Below are 15,390 nucleotides of genomic sequence, written 5' to 3'. Positions count from 1 at the left end.
CTGTCCCGCCCCGCACCGCGCGGCTTAGGGTGACCGGCATGCCAGGTTTCCGGGTCCATGTGGTCAGTGACGTGCACGGCAACGCCAAGGATCTGGCCCGCGCGGGCGACGGCGCCGACGCCGTCGTCTGCCTGGGCGATCTCGTGCTCTTCCTCGACTACGCGGATCACGCGCGCGGCATCTTCCCGGACCTGTTCGGCAAGGAGAACGCCACCCGCCTGGTCGAGCTGCGCACCGCGCGCCGCTTCGAGGAGGCCCGCACGTTCGGCGCCTCCCTGTGGGCGGGCATCGACCGCGGCCCCGCCGTGGAGAGCGCGGTCCGCAGGCAGTACGCGGAACTGTTCGCGGCCTTTCCCGCCCCGACGTACGCCACGTACGGCAATGTCGACATCCCACGTCTCTGGCCTGAATACGCCGGGCCCGGCACCACCGTCCTCGACGGCGAGCGGGTGGAGATCGGCGGCCGCGTCTTCGGCTTCGTCGGCGGCGGCCTGCGCACCCCCATGCGCACGCCCTACGAGATCAGCGACGAGGAGTACGCCGCCAAGATCGAGGCGGTCGGCGAGGTGGACGTGCTGTGCACGCACATCCCGCCGGAGGTCCCCGAGCTCGTCTACGACACCGTGGCCCGCCGCTTCGAGCGCGGCAGCCGCGCCCTGCTCGACGCCATCCGCAGGACCCGGCCGCGCTACTCGCTCTTCGGCCACGTCCACCAGCCGCTCGTCCGGAGGATGCGGATCGGGTCGACGGAGTGCGTCAACGTCGGGCACTTCGCGAGCGCCGGGCGGCCCTGGGCCCTGGAGTGGTGACGTACGCCCGCGACGCCCGAGGTAGCCTTCACGCGGCAGACACATCAGCCTGTACCGGACCGCATCTGGAGGAGCCACGGCGATGGCGGAACACACCAGCTCGAGCATCACGATCGAGGCGGCACCGGCCGACGTCATGGGCGTGATCGCCGACTTCGCGCGCTATCCGGAATGGACCGGGGAGGTCAAGCAGGCCGAGGTCCTCGCGACGGACGACGCGGGCCGCGCCGAGCAGGTCCGCCTCGTCATGGACGCGGGCGCGATCAAGGACGACCAGACCCTGGCCTACACCTGGGCCGGCGAGCACGAGGTCTCCTGGACCCTCGTCAAGTCCCAGATGCTGCGCTCCCTGGAGGGCTCCTACCTCCTCAGGGCGGCCGGCACGGGCACCGAGGTCACCTACCGGCTCACCGTCGACGTCAAGATCCCCATGCTCGGGATGATCAAGCGCAAGGCGGAGAAGGTCATCATCGACCGCGCCCTGGCGGGCCTGAAGCAGCGGGTGGAGACGGAGTAATCCCGCCCCTGTAGGGGCGCGGGGAACTGCGCGACCAGCCACGACGAGGCCGCGGACAGGAACGTACACAACGCATGCGCACCCTCCTCATCACCGGCCCCGGCGGCGCCGGGCGGACCACCCTCGCGGCGGCCACCGCCCTCGCCGCCGCCCGCGCGGGCCACCGCGCCCTGGTGCTCTCCGCCGACCCCCAGGACACCCTCGGCACGGCCCTCGGCACCCCCACGGGCCCCCGCCCGAGCGCCGTCACCGACGGCCTGACGGCGCTGCGCCCGGACCCGGACGGCTCCTTCCGCGACGACCTGCTCGCCCTGCAGGAGCACGCCGGGTCCGCCCTCGACCTCCTCGGCGCCGACCGCCTCGACGGCGAAGAGCTGACCCCGCTGCCGGGGGCCGAGGAACTGGCCCTGCTGCGCACCCTGCGCGCCGTCGGCGAGGGCGCGCACGGCACCTACGACACCGTCGTCGTCGACCTGCCCGCCGCGCCCCGCGCCCTCGCCCTGCTCGCCCTGCCCGAACAGCTGCGCCGCTATCTGCGCCGCCTGCTGCCCCCGGAGCGGCAGGCGGCCCGCGCCCTCCGCCCGGTCCTCGGCCGCCTCGCGGGCGTCCCCGTGCCCGCCGCTTCCCTGTACGAGAACGCGGCCCGCTGGGACGCCCGGCTCGCCGCCGCGCGGAGCCTGCTCGACGCCCCGGGCACCAGCGTGCGCCTCGTCGTCGAACCGGGCCCCGCAGCCGTGGAGGCCGTGGCCCGCACCGTGCTCGGCCTCGCCCTGCACGGACTGCGCCTGGACGGCGTCGTCGCCAACCGCGTGCTGCCCGAGGGCGGCGACGCCCCCTGGCTCGCCGCGCTCCGCGCCCAGCAGCACAAGGCCCTGGCCGAGTGGGACGCCGCCCACCCCACGCACCGCGTCCCGCACCTGGGTCAGGACCCGCGCGGCCTCGACGACCTGGTGGCGCTGCGCCCGGCGGCCCCGGGGCCCGCGCCCGCGCCCCTCGACTGGCCCGTCACCGACGCGCGCGCCGAGGAGTCCCGGCTGATCTGGACCATCCCGCTGCCCGGAGCCGTCCGCGACGACCTCGGCCTGGTGCGGCGCGGCGACGAACTCGTGGTGACCGCGGGCCCCTTCCGCCGGATCGTTTCGCTGCCGTCCGCGCTTCGCCGCTGCACCGTCAGCGGAGCGGGCCTGCGCGACGGCGGTCTGCACGTCCGCTTCACCCCGGACCCGGACCTGTGGCCCCGGACCCGGTGAACGTCGTACCGCCGTTCGGGTAACGTCGAGAGTACGAAATCGTCGGCCCTGCGCAGGAGTCAGCCCGCCATGAGCGATGCCACTGAGCGTGACGCGCACGACGCGTCCGAGCCGGAGCGTCCGCGGGACGCCGCCCCCCAGGGGCCCGGGCCCCATGAGGACGCCGCCCCCGACGACGACGCCTGGGCGACCGCGTGCGCCGAGGACCTCGCGGCGGAGAAGGCCCGCCGCCGCGCGCAGTACGGACCCCCGCCCGGGTCCGCCGCCGAAGAGCTGCGCAAGCTCGTCGACGCCGTATCGGAGAAGCTGTCCGGCCTCCAGGCCCCGCTGCTCGGCGCGGTCGCCCAGGGCGCCGTGCAGGAGACGGTGCAGCAGGTCGTCCGGCAGGCCAAGGCCGCGGTCGAGCCCGTCATCGAACGGAACCCCGACGTCTTCGACCACCTCGCCGCCGCGGGCTCCGAGCTCCTCGCCGCCTACCGCAGCGCGGTCACGGGCCAGGAGGGCCGCTGGACCCGCGACGAGGGGGGCCGCACCGCCGCCCCGGACGGCTCCGGGCGTCCCGAAGACGGCCCCGGACCCGGGGAACACATCGATCTGGACTGACCCCCCTCCGGTACGGTGGGCCGTAGCGGGGCTCGATCGAACTGAGGGATACATGGGACTCACCATCGGCGTCGACATCGGCGGCACGAAGATCGCGGCCGGAGTGGTCGACGAGGACGGTCACATCCTGTCGACGTTCAAGGTGCCCACTCCGGGCACCCCCGAGGCCATCGTCGACGCGATCGCCTCCGCCGTGGAAGGCGCGCGAGCCGGGCACGAGATCGTCGGCGTGGGCATCGGCGCCGCCGGATACGTCAACCGCCAGCGGTCCACGGTCTACTTCGCGCCGAACATCGACTGGCGCCAGGAACCGCTCAAGGACAAGGTCGAAGACCGCGTCGGCCTGCCGGTGGTGGTCGAGAACGACGCCAACGCGGCCGCCTGGGGCGAGTACAAGTTCGGCGGCGGCAAGGGCCACCGCAACGCCATCTGCATCACGCTCGGCACCGGCCTCGGCGGCGGCATCATCATCGGCAACAAGCTGCGCCGCGGCCACTTCGGCGTCGCCGCCGAGTTCGGCCACATCCGCATGGTGCCGGACGGTCTGCTGTGCGGCTGCGGCAGCCAGGGCTGCTGGGAGCAGTACGCCTCGGGCCGCGCCCTCGTGCGGTACGCGAAGCAGCGTGCCAACGCCGCCCCGGAGAACGCCGAGTACCTCCTCTCGCTGGGCGACGGCACCCCCGACGGCATCGAGGGCAAGCACATCTCCATGGCCGCGCGCCAGGGCGACCTGGTCGCCGTGGACTCCTACCGCGAGCTGGCCCGCTGGGTCGGCGCGGGCCTCGCGGACCTCGCCTCGCTCTTCGACCCGTCGGCGTTCATCATCGGCGGCGGCCTCTCGGACGAGGGCGAGCTGGTGCTCGACCCGATCCGCAGGTCCTTCAAGCGCTGGCTCGTCGGTGCGCAGTGGCGCCCCGAGGCCAAGGTGATCGCCGCCCAGCTCGGCAACAAGGCGGGCCTGGTCGGCGCGGCCGACCTCGCCAGGGAGCCCGACCCGGTGATGTGAGCCGCGTGCGGCGGGGCTCAGCACACCGCCTTGGGAACGCCGGGTGGGCCGGATGACTCCGGCCCACCCGGCGTTCCCGTATCTTGATCGCCATGCCCACGAGCCCGACGCGTACGCTGCCCAACTCCCGCACCGAAGCCGATGGTTCGGCCGTCATCCGGGTGCTCAGCTACAACATCCGTTCGATGCGCGACGACACCGACGCGCTCGCCCGCGTCGTCGCCGCGTGCGAGCCCGACCTGGTCCTCGTCCAGGAGGCGCCCCGGTTCTTCCGCTGGCGCAAGAAGCTCGCGCGGCTCGCCCGCGCCAGCGATCTGGTGATGCTCTCCGGCGGCGGCACCGCGGCGGGCCCCGCGCTGCTCTGCTCGCTGCGGGCCACCGTCGAGCGGACCGAGGACGTGCTGCTCCCGCTGACGCCGGGCCTGCACCGGCGCGGCTTCGCGACGGCCGTCGTCCGCTTCGGCGGCGCCCGGCTCGGCGTCCTGAGCTGCCATCTGAGCCTGCAGGGCGAGGAGCGCTACGCACAGGGCGGCATGCTCCTCGACCGGCTCGCCGGGATGGGCGTACCGCACGCGGTGGCGGGCGGCGACCTCAACGACCGCCCCGGCGGGCGCACCTTCCGCAGGCTCGCCGACGGCCTCCAGGACTGCTGGGCGACCGCTCCCTGGGGCGGGGAACAGACCTCGACGCCGGCCGACCCGCACCAGCGCATCGACGCGGTCTTCGCCACGCCGGGCATCCAAGTCCTCGGCTGCGGCGTCCCGTTGGGCCACCCCGGCGTACGCGACGAGGATCTGAGGGCGGCCACGGACCACCTGCCGGTGCTTGCGGCGCTCAGGGTGCCCGCCGCGAGCCAGGAGCCGACGGGCTAGACCACCGCTCCGCGGCCCGGGTCGTCGTTCTCCTCGTCGTCGCCGCTCTTCATGCGGGCCACCAGCGTCGCGAAGCCGCCGAGGAAGCCGCCGATGCCGATCGTGGTCAGCCACCACGTCATCTGCCAGCCGAGCAGCACGGCGAGCAGGAGCAGCAGCGGACCGCCGATCACCGCGAGCCAGGCGAACTTGGCGGTGACGTCCGCGTCCGGCAGGGGCGGCGGCTCGGGCGGCACGAAGTGGCCCTCGTCGCCCTCGTCGAAGTCGTCGTCCGAGGGCTCGGCCCCGGTGTAGTCCCGCGGGCCCGCGCCGCCGACTCCGGGGGCGAAGGAGACGGAGCTGCCGAGCGGGCGGGCCGCGTCGCCGCCGCTCTTGTCACCGGGCTTGCCACCGGTCTTGTCGCCGGTGTCCTTGGACAGGTCGGGGCGCGGCTCGTCGTCCGGCGTGCCGTTGGCCTCCGTCTCCAGGAGGGCCAGGTCCTCCACGGACTTGAACGGCTTGGCGCCGGGCGGGTCCGCGGGCTCCTCTCCGTACCCCGCGACGATGGCCCGCCAGGCGGCGTCCTCGTCCAGGGGCACCGCGCGCTCCTCGCCCGGGGGTGCGGCCCGCTCGTCGGGCTCGCGGCTCTCGTCGCGGTCCTGCTGCTCAGCCACCGGTGGCCGTCCCTTCCTTGCCTGCGCTGGGGGCGAGCCGGCCGATGAATCCGTAGCTCTCCTCGAAGATCCGGTCCGCATCGTGGTCCAACGTCGCGACGTGGTAGCTCTGTTCCAGCAGGATCTCCGTGACGTCCGTGGACGAGACGCGGCTGAGGATCCGGGCGGAGTCGGCGGGCGGCACCACGTGGTCGTTCGGGCTGTGCAGGAGCAGCAACGGCTGGGTGACCTGGGGCAGTTCGCCATCCACGAGGCGGAAGAAGCGGCGCATCGAGTGCGCGGCGTGCAGCGGCACCCGGTCGTACCCGATCTCCTCCGAGCCGTCCTTGGCGATGTCGCTCGCGATGCCCTTGGTGGTGGGCAGCAGGAAGCGGGCGACGGGCAGGGCGTGCGCCGCCAGGCCGTGCACCTTGTTCGCCGGGTTGACGAGGACGACGCCGCGCACCGCGTCGCCGTGCTTGGCCGCGAGCCGCAGCGACAGGGCGCCGCCCATGGAGAGCCCGAAGACGAACACCTCCGTGCAGCGCTCGAGGAGCAGGCGCAGCTCGCGGTCCACCTCCGCGTACCAGTCCTGCCAGCCCGTGACCTGCATGTCCTGCCAGCGGGTGCCGTGTCCTGGCAGCAGCGGCAGGGACACGGTCAGGCCGCGCTCCGCCAGATACTCCGCCCAGGGGCGCAGCGACTGGGGGGATCCGGTGAAACCGTGACACAGCAGGACGCCGACCTCGCCGCCCTCGTGGCGGTACGGCTCGGCTCCGGGGAGGACCGGCACCTTCGGTCTCCTTCGTGAGAGATGAGGCTCTGGGGGTGGGGCACGTCGCGTTCGGGGAGTACCTCACCGTACGCGACCGGACTGACACCGACCAGGTCCGTCGGGCCCCGCTCCGGGCGCCGGACGGGGCCCGGCGGCCCCGCTCCGGGGGGAGCGGGAGCCCCGCTCGGGTTATGGTCTGATCCACAGACACAGGAGGCACTCGGTTTGATCTACGGCGCAATGAAGTTTTCCATCGGAGGGCCCCTGAAGCTCGCCTTCAGGCCCTGGGTGGAAGGCCTCGAGAACATTCCCGCCGAGGGCCCCGCCATCCTGGCCAGCAACCACCTGTCGTTCTCGGACTCCTTCTTCCTGCCCGCGGTCCTGGACCGCAAGGTCACCTTCATCGCGAAGGCCGAGTACTTCACCACCCCCGGCATCAAGGGCCGGATGACGGCCGCCTTCTTCAAGGGCGTCGGCCAGCTCCCGGTGGACCGCTCCGGCGCGCGCGGCGCGGGCGAGGCCGCGATCAAGAGCGGCATCGAGGTCCTGGAGCGCGGCGAGCTGTTCGGCATCTACCCGGAGGGCACCCGCTCGCCCGACGGCCGCCTCTACCGCGGCAAGCCCGGCGGCCTCGCGCGCGTGGCCCTCGCCACCGGCGCGCCCGTCATCCCCGTGGCGATGATCGACACGGAGAAGATCCAGCCGCCCGGCAAGGTCGTGCCCAAGCTGATGCGCCCCGGCATCCGCATCGGCGAGCCGCTGGACTTCAGCCGCTACCAGGGCATGGAGGGCGACCGCTTCGTCCTGCGCGCGGTCACCGACGAGGTCATGTACGAGATCATGAAGCTCTCCGGCCAGGAGTACGTCGACGTGTACGCCACCGCCGCGAAGCGTCAGATCCAGGAGGCGGCCAAGGCGGAGAAGGAAGCCGCCAAGGACCTCGCGCGCGCCCAGAAGGCCGAAGCCCAGAAGGCCGAGGCCGAGAAGGCGGAGGCCGAGAAGGCCGCAGCGGAGAAGCTCGAAGCCGAGTAGTTCCGGGCGGACGCGGGGGGAGCGGAACGGTCCGGCCCCTCGCGGCGTCGGTGCAAGAGGGACGCACCGGGCGTCCCGTGGGGTGGGGGGCATGGCCAAGCGCGAGAGAGTCATGAGGATGTCGGTCGAGCAGCCGCTGTGGCGCGCGCTGACCGGGTACCGGGTCCTGACGATGCTGTACGCCATCGCCCTGTTCGTCGCCGCGCACGACGACTTCGCCCGGCCCTGGGTCGCCTTCGCCTACTTCGCGGTGCTCGCCGTCTGGACCCTCGCCACGCTGCCGAAGGTCGCGAACGCCGCGAGCTGCACCAAGCGCTTCCTCGCCGTCGACCTCGCGGTCGCCCTCACCGGCATCCTGCTGACCCGGGCCGCCGACGCGGCCGAGCGGATCTCCGACGGCGGCCCGACGCTGCCCTCCATATGGACCGCGGGCGCCGTACTCGCCTTCGCGATCAAGGGCGGCTGGCGCTGGGCGGCCTTCGCCTCGCTGCTCGTCGGCGTCGCGAACGTCGTGCAGCGCGGCGCGTTCAGCCGCGACACCGTCCACAACGTCCTGCTCGTCTGCATCGCCTCCATCGCCATCGGCTACGTGGTGGAGGTGGCACGCGCCTCCGAGCGGACCCTCGCCCGGGCCCTGGAGATCGAGGCCGCGACCCGCGAGCGCGAGCGCCTCGCCCGCGACATCCACGACAGCGTCCTCCAGGTCCTCGCCATGGTGCAGCGCCGGGGCACGGCGATCGGCGGCGAGGCGGCCGAGCTCGGCCGGATGGCGGGCGAGCAGGAGGTCGCCCTGCGCTCGCTGGTCGCGGGCGGCCTGGTACCGGCCTCGCGCGTCTGCGAGGACGCCACGCTCGGGGCCGTCGTCCGCGTCGTCGACGAGCCGGACGAGGCGTCGGCCGAGGACGGACCGCGCGACCTGCGGACGCTCCTGACGCCGTACGCCGGGTCGAAGGTCACCCTGTCGGAGCCCGGCGCCCCGGTGCCGCTCGCCCCGCACGCGGCCCGGGAGCTCGCGGCGGCCGTCGGCGCCGCCCTGGACAATGTGCGCAGGCACGCGGGGACCGGAGCCCGGGCCTGGATCCTGGTCGAGGACGAACCGGACGCCGTGATCGTCACCGTCCGGGACGACGGACCCGGCATCCCGGAGGGGCGGCTCGCACAGGCCGAGGGGGAGGGGCGGCTCGGCGTCGCCCTGTCGATCCGCGGCCGGCTGCGGGACATCGGCGGCACGGCCGAGCTGATCTCGGTACCGGGCCAGGGAACGGAAGTGGAACTACGCGTCCCGAAGGGCGCGCGGGGGAAGGCGGAAGCACGGACATGAGCGAACAGCACAAGGAACCGACGGAGCGGGACGCCACGGACCCGGTCAAGGTCATGGTCGTCGACGACCACCCGATGTGGCGCGACGCCGTCGCCCGCGACCTCGGCGAGTCCGGCTTCGACGTGGTGGCCACCGCGGGCGACGGCGAGCAGGCGGTGCGCCGCGCCCGCGCCGCCGCCCCCGACGTCCTCGTCCTCGATCTGAACCTGCCCCTGAAGCCCGGCGTCCAGGTGTGCAAGGAACTCGTCGGCGCCAACCCGGCCCTGCGCGTCCTCGTCCTGTCCGCGAGCGGCGAGCACGCCGACGTCCTGGAGGCGGTCAAGTCCGGCGCCACCGGCTATCTGCTGAAGTCCGCGTCCACCGACGAGCTGATCGACGCGGTCCGCCGCACGGCCGTCGGCGACGCCGTCTTCACCCCCGGCCTCGCGGGCCTGGTCCTCGGCGAGTACCGCCGCCTCGCCTCCGAGCCCGCGTCCGCGGCCGCCGACGAGCCGGGCGCCCCGCGCCTGACCGACCGCGAGACCGAGGTCCTCCGCCTGGTCGCCAAGGGCCTGAGCTACAAGCAGATCGCCGAGCGCCTCGTCATCTCCCACCGCACGGTCCAGAACCACGTGCAGAACACCCTCGGCAAGCTCCAGCTCCACAACCGGGTGGAGCTCGTGCGGTACGCGATCGAGCGCGGCCTCGACACGGACGACGCGTGACCCCGGGGTGCGCCCGGGGCGGGACCCCGGGCGTGCCTCCTTCGGGTGAACCGCAACGATCGCCTCATCGGCAACTCCCGCCCCACACAAGGGAATTCACCGTTCGCCCCATCCCGGAGTGACGCGGATCACCATTAGCGTGGCCCGCGTCAGCGCAACTGCGGCGAAGGGACATTTCCATGCGGGTCGGAGTTCTGACCGGAGGCGGCGACTGCCCCGGACTCAATGCCGTCATCCGGGGCGTCGTCCGCAAGGGCGTGCAGGCGTACGACTACGAGTTCGTCGGCTTCCGCGACGGCTGGCGCGGCCCCCTGGAGGGCGACACCGTCCAGCTCGACATCCCGGCCGTCCGCGGCATCCTGCCCCGCGGCGGCACCATCCTCGGCTCCTCACGCACCAACCCCCTGAAGGCCGAGAACGGCATCCGGCGGATCAAGGAGAACCTCGCCAAACTGGAGGTCGAGGCGCTCATCGCGATCGGCGGCGAGGACACCCTCGGCGTCGCCGCGCGCCTCACCGACGAGTACGGCGTGCCCGTCGTCGCCGTGCCCAAGACCATCGACAACGACCTGTCCGCCACGGACTACACCTTCGGCTTCGACACCGCCGTCGGCATCGCCACCGAGGCCATCGACCGGCTGCACACCACCGCCGAGTCGCACATGCGCGTCCTGGTCGTCGAGGTGATGGGGCGCCACGCGGGCTGGATCGCGCTGCACTCCGGGCTCGCGGGCGGCGCCAACGTCATCCTCATCCCCGAGCAGCGCTTCGACGTCGACCAGGTCTGCGCGTGGGTGACCTCCCGGTTCAAGGCCTCGTACGCGCCGATCGTGGTCGTCGCCGAGGGCGCCATGCCGAGGGACGGCGACATGGTCCTCAAGGACGAGTCCCTCGACTCCTTCGGGCACGTGCGGCTCTCCGGCGTGGGGGAGTGGCTGGCCAAGCAGATCGAGAAGCGCACCGGCAAGGAGGCCCGCACGACGGTCCTCGGCCACGTCCAGCGCGGCGGCACGCCCAGCGCCTTCGACCGCTGGCTGGCCACGCGCTTCGGCCTGCACGCGATCGACGCCGTCCGGGACGGCGACTTCGGCAAGATGGTCGCGCTGCGCGGCACGGACATCGTCCGCGTCCCCATCGCGGAGGCCACCGCCAAACTGAAGACGGTCGACCCGGCCCTCTACCAGGAGGTGGGAGTCTTCTTCGGCTGAGCTTCCACGGCGCCCCGCGCCCTGCGGGGGGCCAAAACGTATATTCGCCCCGTACAGGACCTGCACCCCTGAACGGGAGTGAAACCGTGGAGATTCTCGCCTTCGGCGTCCAGGCAGACGAGCGCCCCCTCATCGAGAAGGCCTTCGCCCCGCACCACGACATCCGCTGCCTGGACGTCTTCCTCACCGAGGACACCGCCCCCATCGCCGCCGGCTACGAGGTGATCTCCACCAGCGTCAACGCGATCCTCGACAACCGCGTCCTGCAGACCCTCGCCGCCGGCGGCACCCAGATGATCGCCCAGCGCTCGACCGGCTTCAACAACATCGACCTCCAGGTCGCCGAGCGCCTGGGCCTCACCGTCGCCCGGGTCTCGTCCTACTCCCCGTACTCCGTGGCGGAGTTCGCCTGGACCCTGGCGATGGCCGTGAACCGCCGCATCGTCCGCGCCAGCAACCGCACCCGGGACTTCGACTTCCGCCTCGACGGCCTGATGGGCCGGGACCTGCGCGGCCGCACCGTCGGCGTCCTCGGCACCGGCAAGATCGGCGAGGCCTTCACCCGGATCGCGCACGGCTTCGGCATGAACCTGCTCGGCTGGGACGTCGCCGAGAACCCCGCCTGCGTCCAGCTCGGCATGAAGTACGTCGACAAGGACCAGCTCCTCGCCGAGTCCGACCTGATCAGCCTGCACGTACCGCTGTTGCCCGCGACCCGGCACCTGATCGGCGCCGCCGCCCTGCGCGCCATGAAGGACGACGCGATCCTCGTGAACTCCAGCCGCGGCGGCCTCATCGACACCGAGGCCCTCGTCGCCGAGCTGCGCGCGGGCCGCTTCACCGGCGTCGGCCTCGACGTCTACGAGGCCGAGGCCGGGCTCTTCTTCCTGGACAAGTCCCTGGAGGTGGTCGAGGACGACACCCTGGCCCGCCTCGTCACCTTCCCGAACGTGGTGGTCACCTCGCACCAGGCGTACTACACCGAGGACGCCGTCGGACAGATCATCGAGGCCACGCTCGCCAACGTCCTGGACTACGTCGCGGGCCGCCGCTCCGAGAACGTGCTGGTGCCCGCGGGCCCGGCGGCCTGACCGAGCAGCTCGCGCACCACCGCGGCCCCCCGAAGGGACAGCACCGACTCCGGGTGGAACTGGAGCGAGGCGAAGCCGGGCCCCCGGAGCGCGTGCACCTCGCCCGTCGTCCGGTCCCGGCTCACCTCGATGCCGTGCGCGGCCAGCTCCAGCTCCGCGTCGTCGTCGCAGCGCGCCGCGAAGCTGTTGTAGAAGCCGACGGTCTCGGCCCGCCCGAACAGGTCGATCGTCGTCTGCGCGCCCTGGTACGGGACGTCCTTGCGGACGATGTCCAGGCCCAGCTCCGCCGCGATCAGCTCATGGCCCAGGCACACGCCGAGCACCGGGCCGCGCCGCTCCCGGAGCAGTTCGGCCGTGAGCCCGCGCAGCAGCCGCATCTTCGGGTCCGCCGCGTCGGACGGGTCGCCGGGGCCGGGGCCGAGGACCACGGGCCCGGCGTGGCCGAGCACCGCGGCGCGCAGGCCCGCCTCGTCGTAGCGCCGCACGGTCACGCCGAGGCCCGCCGACCGCAGCACGTGCGCGAGCATCGCCGTGAACGTGTCCTCGCCGTCCACCACCAGGGCGTGCCCCGACAGCTCCCGCGCCGCCTCCTGCATCCGCAGCCAGAACGGCGCGAGCCCCGCCCGCCGCCCGTCGAGCGCCGCCCGCACCCGGGGGTCGTCGGCGAGCGCGGGCCGCGTGCCCTGTGCCCGCGGCCGCCCGGGGCGCACCCCGAGGGCCGCGAGCACCCCCGCCGCCTTCGCATGGGTCTCGGCCACCTCACCGGCCGGGTCCGAGCCGCGCACCAGGGTGGCGCCGACCGGCACCCGAAGCCGGCCGTCCGCGGCGATGTCGGCGGTGCGGATCAGGATCGGCGAGTCCAGGGTCTGCGCCCCGCCCGCGTCCCGGCCGACGAGCGCCAGGGCACCGGCGTAGTAGCCGCGCCCCCCGGCCTCGTGGCGCTCGATCACCCGGCAGGCGTTCTGCACCGGCGAACCGGTCACCGTCGCCGCGAACATCGTCTCGCGCAGCACCTCCCGCACGTCCAGCGACGAGCGGCCGCGCAGCTCGTACTCCGTGTGCGCCAGATGCGCCATCTCCTTCAGGCGCGGCCCCACCACCACGCCGCCCATGTCGCCGACCGTGCACATCATCTTGAGCTCCTCGTCGACGACCATCGACAGCTCCTCGGTCTCCTTGGCGTCGTCGAGGAAGCGCAGCAGGCCTTCGACCGACGGCCCCTCGGCCGGGTAGCGGTAGGTCCCGCTGATCGGGTTCATCACGACGGTCCCGCCGGACATCCGCACGTGCACCTCCGGGCTCGCCCCGACCAGCGCCCGGTCCCCGGTGTGCACGACGAACGTCCAGTACGCGCCCCGCTCGCCCTCCAGGAGCCTGCGGAACAGCGCGAGGGCGTCCGCCCGCCCGAAGCCGGGGATCTCGCCCTCGTACGTACGCCGGATCACGAAGTTGGCGCCCTCGCCGCCCCCGATCTCCTCGCGGAGCACCCGGCCGACGATCTCCGCGTACGCGTCGTCGCTCACGTCGAAGCCGTGCCCCGTGACCCGCACGTCGTGCCCGGGAAGCTCCGTCAGGGCCTGTTCAAGAGGGAGTTCGTACGTCTCGTCGGGGGTGAGCACGGCCAGCGGCGTGCCGTCGTCCGTGACGTCGAAGCCGCGCTCCCTGATCTGCCGGAACGGCACGAGCGCGAGCCCCTCCGGGAGGTCGGCGAGCCGCTCGTACGTGGTCACGGGGCCGCGGAGCACCTCCACCACGGCGTGGTCGCGGCCCGGGGTGCGGCGCCGCAGGAGGGCGAAGGGACGGTCGTCGGTCAGGAGGTCGGAGAGGTGCATCGGAGCTGTTCCTTCTCTGGGAGTCAGAGGAACGGCCGGTCCCGGACACCGTCCGGGAAGCACGGAAGGCCGCCCCTCGGGCGGCCTTCGCGATGTCTGCTGGGTACGCGCAGTCAGTGGGCCGCCGGAAGAGCGGGCCACCACCAGAAGCGGGTCGACTGCGCGAACATGCCCGCACCCTAGCGCACCATCAGCACGTCGAGCGCCTCGTCCAAGTACGCACCGAAGTCACTCTCGCCGGGCAGCACCGAGGGCACCGCGTGCCCGAGCTGGGCGTGGCCCAGATAGACGGTGTACGCGAGCAGGCCCCGGCGGCGCGCCTCCGGGCCCGGGAAGCCGAGCTGGGCGAAGAGCCCGGCGACGTACGCGACGCGGCGCTCGGTCACCCGCCGCAGGGCCGCCGTGACCCGCGGGTCCGACGCGGTCGCGAGCAGCGCCACCTCCAGCGGGTCGGCGGCGGCCGAGCCGATGGCCTCGGCGAACAGCAGCCGGATGCGCCGCCGCACGTCCGGCTCCGCCTCGACCTCGCTGATGGTGTCCTCGGTGTGGCGCTCCGCCCAGCGGTCGAGGGCGGCCTCGATGAGCGCGTCGCGGTTGGCGAAGTGCCAGTAGAAGCTGCCCTTCGTGGTGCCGAGGCGGACCGCGAGGGGCTCCACGGCGACGGCCGCGAGCCCGCCCTCGCCGATCGCGACGAGCGCCGCGTCCGCCCAGTCCCGCGCGGTGAGCCGGGGCTTCGCCGGGGTCGTTCTCCGCTGCCGTTGCGCCATGTCCATACGGTACCGTATGGTTTCTGTACGCCAGCGTATGGAGGTGCGTCGTGAGTGTCACGGGTGTCGTACGCAATGAGCACGAGCGGATCGTCGAGGCTCCGGCCGGTGCGGTGGGGGCCCTGCTCGACCGCCTTTCCGCGCCGGACGACCCGGTCTTCCCCACCCCCGCCTGGCCCGCGATGACCTTCGACGGCCCGCTCGCCGTCGGCGCCGTCGGCGGCCACGGCCCGGTCCGCTACCGCGTGGCGGCGTACGAGCCCGGTCGCCGGGTCCGCTTCGACTTCACCGACCCGTCGGGCGGATTCCACGAACTGACCGTCGAGCCGCTGGGGGAGCGCCGCTGCCGCGTGCGGCACGTCCTGGAGACCCGCCCGAAGGGCCTGGAGCGGATCCTGTGGCCCACGGTGATCCGGCCGGTGCACGACACCCTGGTCGAGGAGCTCCTGGACAACGTGGAGCGCGCCACGACGGGCACCTGCCCCCGCCCCGCCCGCTGGACGCCCCGCGTCCGACTGTTCAACCGGCTCACCTGGCCCCGCGCGGAAACCGTCGACTGGCCCGAGGGCGCCCGCCTGATCCGCACCGCCGTCGACCGCCCCGGGTACCGGGACGCGTACCGCATGCCCCTCCTCCCCGGCCTGCCCCGCGACCCCGACGCCTGGACCGGCGTCCTGCGCGGCTTCCCGGTCCTGGCCCGCGAGGGCGGAGAGGTGCTCATGGACGTCCAGGTCAAGGGGCTGACCGCCTGGGGTTCGATCCTGGTCGACGAGCAGTACGTCACCCTGAGTACAGCCGTGCGGACCGATACCGTGCGCGGACGCCTCTACTGGAGCGTGGTCCGCCTCGGACACCCCTTCCTGGCCCGGCTGACACTGCGGCGCACGCACCGGGCGCTCGCGCTGGCCGCTCCGAGCGCGGCGGAGCGCGCGGTGTCTGTCCCGTCTCACTTTGTGAGCGGGTGAATGGAC

The 15,390-nt window shown here is 73.3% G+C and carries 17 protein-coding genes; 12 read left to right on the top strand and 5 right to left on the bottom strand.

Annotated features, from left to right (window positions below; genetic code table 11):
- Positions 1-38 precede the first annotated feature (38 nt).
- From CP982_RS12440 to CP982_RS12415, 6 genes are all read left to right on the top strand, one after another.
- Positions 39-809, top strand: a complete 771-nt coding sequence (locus CP982_RS12440; RefSeq protein WP_150510584.1) for a metallophosphoesterase family protein — start codon at positions 39-41, stop codon at positions 807-809.
- 82 nt (positions 810-891) lie between these two features.
- A complete protein-coding gene (locus CP982_RS12435) occupies positions 892-1,326 on the top strand; it encodes an SRPBCC family protein (RefSeq protein ID WP_150510583.1) in 435 nt (144 codons plus the stop codon).
- A gap of 74 nt (positions 1,327-1,400) precedes the next feature.
- Positions 1,401-2,576, top strand: a complete 1,176-nt coding sequence (locus tag CP982_RS12430; protein ID WP_150510582.1) for an ArsA family ATPase — start codon at positions 1,401-1,403, stop codon at positions 2,574-2,576.
- Between the two features lie 69 nt (positions 2,577-2,645).
- A complete protein-coding gene (locus CP982_RS12425; protein WP_150510581.1) occupies positions 2,646-3,179 on the top strand; it encodes a DUF5304 domain-containing protein in 534 nt (177 codons plus the stop codon).
- Between the two features lie 52 nt (positions 3,180-3,231).
- Positions 3,232-4,185 carry an ROK family glucokinase gene (locus tag CP982_RS12420; RefSeq protein WP_150510580.1) on the top strand — a complete coding sequence of 318 codons (954 nt, stop codon included), beginning with the start codon at positions 3,232-3,234 and terminating at the stop codon, positions 4,183-4,185.
- A 92-nt stretch (positions 4,186-4,277) separates the two neighbouring features.
- Positions 4,278-5,057 (top strand): endonuclease/exonuclease/phosphatase family protein, encoded by a 780-nt coding sequence (locus CP982_RS12415; RefSeq protein ID WP_150510579.1) that lies wholly within the window; start codon positions 4,278-4,280, stop codon positions 5,055-5,057.
- Here CP982_RS12415 and CP982_RS12410 read toward each other — a convergent pair.
- Together CP982_RS12410 and CP982_RS12405 are read right to left on the bottom strand one after the other, a co-directional pair.
- A complete protein-coding gene (locus CP982_RS12410; RefSeq protein ID WP_372503352.1) occupies positions 5,054-5,710 on the bottom strand; it encodes a hypothetical protein in 657 nt (218 codons plus the stop codon). The genes CP982_RS12415 and CP982_RS12410 overlap by 4 nt on opposite strands.
- Complete coding sequence (locus CP982_RS12405; protein ID WP_150510577.1) at positions 5,703-6,482, bottom strand: alpha/beta hydrolase; 780 nt, start codon at positions 6,480-6,482, stop codon at positions 5,703-5,705. The genes CP982_RS12410 and CP982_RS12405 overlap by 8 nt, the downstream gene beginning before the upstream one ends.
- 222 nt (positions 6,483-6,704) lie before the next feature.
- On the opposite strand from CP982_RS12405, the gene CP982_RS12400 reads away from it, so the two are divergent.
- The 5 genes from CP982_RS12400 to CP982_RS12380 all read left to right on the top strand — a co-directional run bounded on the left by CP982_RS12400 (position 6,705) and on the right by CP982_RS12380 (position 11,820).
- Positions 6,705-7,496 (top strand): lysophospholipid acyltransferase family protein, encoded by a 792-nt coding sequence (locus CP982_RS12400; RefSeq protein WP_150510576.1) that lies wholly within the window; start codon positions 6,705-6,707, stop codon positions 7,494-7,496.
- Positions 7,497-7,587: 91 nt separating this feature from the next.
- Positions 7,588-8,817, top strand: coding sequence for a MacS family sensor histidine kinase (gene macS, locus CP982_RS12395; protein WP_150510575.1), 1,230 nt, complete (start codon positions 7,588-7,590; stop codon positions 8,815-8,817).
- Positions 8,814-9,521, top strand: a complete 708-nt coding sequence (locus tag CP982_RS12390; RefSeq protein WP_184924964.1) for a response regulator — start codon at positions 8,814-8,816, stop codon at positions 9,519-9,521. Before macS ends, CP982_RS12390 begins: the two co-directional genes overlap by 4 nt.
- A gap of 179 nt (positions 9,522-9,700) precedes the next feature.
- Positions 9,701-10,729 (top strand): 6-phosphofructokinase, encoded by a 1,029-nt coding sequence (locus tag CP982_RS12385; protein WP_150510574.1) that lies wholly within the window; start codon positions 9,701-9,703, stop codon positions 10,727-10,729.
- Between the two features lie 86 nt (positions 10,730-10,815).
- Positions 10,816-11,820, top strand: coding sequence for a 2-hydroxyacid dehydrogenase (locus CP982_RS12380; protein WP_150510573.1), 1,005 nt, complete (start codon positions 10,816-10,818; stop codon positions 11,818-11,820).
- Here the strand turns inward: CP982_RS12380 and CP982_RS12375 are convergent.
- The 3 genes from CP982_RS12375 to CP982_RS12365 all read right to left on the bottom strand — a co-directional run bounded on the left by CP982_RS12375 (position 11,763) and on the right by CP982_RS12365 (position 14,425).
- Complete coding sequence (locus tag CP982_RS12375; RefSeq protein ID WP_150510572.1) at positions 11,763-13,652, bottom strand: anthranilate synthase family protein; 1,890 nt, start codon at positions 13,650-13,652, stop codon at positions 11,763-11,765. The genes CP982_RS12380 and CP982_RS12375 overlap by 58 nt on opposite strands.
- 113 nt (positions 13,653-13,765) lie before the next feature.
- Positions 13,766-13,822: a trp operon leader peptide gene (locus CP982_RS43210; RefSeq protein WP_150515438.1), complete on the bottom strand. Its 57-nt coding sequence runs from the start codon at positions 13,820-13,822 to the stop codon at positions 13,766-13,768.
- A gap of 9 nt (positions 13,823-13,831) precedes the next feature.
- Positions 13,832-14,425 (bottom strand): TetR/AcrR family transcriptional regulator, encoded by a 594-nt coding sequence (locus CP982_RS12365; RefSeq protein WP_170316406.1) that lies wholly within the window; start codon positions 14,423-14,425, stop codon positions 13,832-13,834.
- Positions 14,426-14,469: 44 nt separating this feature from the next.
- On the opposite strand from CP982_RS12365, the gene CP982_RS12360 reads away from it, so the two are divergent.
- Entirely contained in the window at positions 14,470-15,384 is a 915-nt protein-coding gene (locus CP982_RS12360; protein WP_150510570.1) for an SRPBCC family protein, read from the top strand.
- Positions 15,385-15,390 lie beyond the last annotated feature (6 nt).

It is taken from the genome of Streptomyces spectabilis (assembly GCF_008704795.1).
Lineage (GTDB): Bacteria > Actinomycetota > Actinomycetes > Streptomycetales > Streptomycetaceae > Streptomyces > Streptomyces spectabilis.
This window is presented reverse-complemented; position numbering and strand designations above follow the sequence as displayed.

What these genes read in the sequence shown, in the direction of transcription:
- CP982_RS12435 (WP_150510583.1), top strand. Translation starts at nt 892, where the DNA reads ATGGCGGAACACACCAGCTCGAGCATCACGATCGAGGCGGCACCGGCC.
- CP982_RS12400 (WP_150510576.1), top strand. Translation starts at nt 6,705, where the DNA reads ATGAAGTTTTCCATCGGAGGGCCCCTGAAGCTCGCCTTCAGGCCCTGG.
- CP982_RS12385 (WP_150510574.1), top strand. Translation starts at nt 9,701, where the DNA reads ATGCGGGTCGGAGTTCTGACCGGAGGCGGCGACTGCCCCGGACTCAAT.
- CP982_RS12430 (WP_150510582.1), top strand. Translation starts at nt 1,401, where the DNA reads ATGCGCACCCTCCTCATCACCGGCCCCGGCGGCGCCGGGCGGACCACC.
- CP982_RS12375 (WP_150510572.1), bottom strand. Translation starts at nt 13,652, where the DNA reads ATGCACCTCTCCGACCTCCTGACCGACGACCGTCCCTTCGCCCTCCTG.
- CP982_RS12415 (WP_150510579.1), top strand. Translation starts at nt 4,278, where the DNA reads ATGCCCACGAGCCCGACGCGTACGCTGCCCAACTCCCGCACCGAAGCC.
- CP982_RS12425 (WP_150510581.1), top strand. Translation starts at nt 2,646, where the DNA reads ATGAGCGATGCCACTGAGCGTGACGCGCACGACGCGTCCGAGCCGGAG.
- macS (WP_150510575.1), top strand. Translation starts at nt 7,588, where the DNA reads ATGGCCAAGCGCGAGAGAGTCATGAGGATGTCGGTCGAGCAGCCGCTG.
- CP982_RS12440 (WP_150510584.1), top strand. Translation starts at nt 39, where the DNA reads ATGCCAGGTTTCCGGGTCCATGTGGTCAGTGACGTGCACGGCAACGCC.
- CP982_RS12420 (WP_150510580.1), top strand. Translation starts at nt 3,232, where the DNA reads ATGGGACTCACCATCGGCGTCGACATCGGCGGCACGAAGATCGCGGCC.
- CP982_RS12365 (WP_170316406.1), bottom strand. Translation starts at nt 14,425, where the DNA reads ATGGACATGGCGCAACGGCAGCGGAGAACGACCCCGGCGAAGCCCCGG.
- CP982_RS12390 (WP_184924964.1), top strand. Translation starts at nt 8,814, where the DNA reads ATGAGCGAACAGCACAAGGAACCGACGGAGCGGGACGCCACGGACCCG.